This window comes from Paenisporosarcina sp. TG20 (assembly GCF_000286315.1).
In the GTDB taxonomy this organism is placed as follows: Bacteria; Bacillota; Bacilli; order Bacillales_A; family Planococcaceae; genus Paenisporosarcina.
In genome coordinates, this window is record NZ_ALJG01000075.1 from 1 (window position 1) to 1674 (window position 1674).

Sequence of the window (1674 nt, forward strand, 5' to 3'; positions counted from 1 at the left end):
TTAAGTTTCGCACCCCAACAAATGGGGTTTACAAGCCAGACTTCCCGCAGAATTCACCGATATTATAAGGTTTAGCCGTTATTCCATTTTGGCTATTTAAGCCGCCTTATCTCCATCAAATAATTGATTCCCCAAAAAAGAGCACTCAAATAGCTCCTTGATGTGTGCATATTCTGGAGAGGTTTTAAAGGCTCGAATATCAACGGTTCCCGATTCAGCCATCGCGGCAATGACGACATCTAAAAGCTCTTCAAATAGGTTCCATAGGCGTTCCGCTACATTCTTTTCTACCATCTCATCTTTGATTTCCTCAAACAATCCACCAAGTGTTTCATAGTCATTCATCCTACGAAAATAAGCTAAAAAGGTATACAAAATATACGTTGTTGTTACATGAGCAATTTGGGCATCAAAATTTTGGGACTGACATTTTCCTAATCGAAGCAATTGCTTCGTTTCCTTGAAAAAAACTTCAATTGTCCAACGCACAGAATAGACTTCCAGCATTTCAAGGAAGGTCAACGATTCATCTGTAGAGAGGAATAGTTTCCACTTTTTTTGGTATGGAAATCGACAAAAATACAACTTCACTGTTTCGTTGATGCCTGTATACTTGACAGTCACTTCAAAATAGCGTGTGTTTCGTTTACGACAACGCTTTTCTTTCCCTTCTGTCTGAAGGGTTTTTAGCAGTTGCTTGGCGTTCATTTCTTTTCCATTGTAATCATATTTTCTGAAATCCTTTTTCATCGCACAAATCACGTGCAACGCTCCACCCTTAATGCCTCTAACGGTAGAAATAAAGCCCTTACTTGAGAACCAGCTATCCACTAAAACATAATTCGCTTGAAATCCGTGCTTCACTGCTCTTTTTAGCATAGTAAGAGCATTGGTGATTTTGTCCACATCACATTCTTTCTTGCGCTTGGCTCCATTGGCTCCTACGTTTCGTTTTTTATTGTATTGTTCTTTCCGATGCTTTTGTTTCAATGCCTTTTCTGCATGCAGGCTAAAATCAAGAGGGGTAAAGCTTGTACCGTCAAATAGCCCCAACGTTAAGTTCTTAAACCCAAGTGTACTTTTCTTTCGACCAGCAACATGATCATGAACAAAGGAAACTTTTTCAATTTTTCTCCCCGTACGGATGTCAATCGTGTCATCCAAAATAAAGGCTGCTTTTTCGGCAACTTCCTTGTTCGGATTCACTAGTTTTTGAAACTGTTTTGCGATATTTAAAAGCAGGTTGCGCCAAGGCATGCGTTCGTTATTTTTCAGACGGTAAAAAGCATCTTTTTTTATTCCTGTCATGTTGTGATAACTGCTTTTGTATAAGGCGTTGACACTGTTGACAAGCATGAGTGGAAACAGCAACAATAACGTCATAATATCGGTGACAGAATACCCTTGTTGCTTTTTAAATCCTACCTGATGACAAAGGGAACGAAATTTGAACTTCTTCATTACATTTTGTATAATAGAATCAATAGAAAAACCATGTGATTGAAATACATTTTCGATTTCTTTTACATTTTCCCGCATGATAACACTTCCTTTTTGGTTGATTTGGATTGGTACCTTAATTATACCAAAAACCAGTGCTCATGCGGGTTTTTCTTGCCTTTTTGTCTCTTTCAAAGAGGCTTTTTTTATTGAATTCTCAAGGTGCGAAACTTA

1 protein-coding gene is annotated in these 1674 nt (G+C 38.2%); it reads right to left on the reverse strand.

Translation table 11 applies throughout. From position 1 onward, the window contains the following. Window positions 1–96: 96 nt before the first annotated feature. On the reverse strand, window positions 97–1539 hold the full coding sequence (locus B371_RS0100480) for a transposase (RefSeq protein ID WP_019412398.1): 1443 nt from the start codon (window positions 1537–1539) through the stop codon (window positions 97–99). Window positions 1540–1674 lie beyond the last annotated feature (135 nt).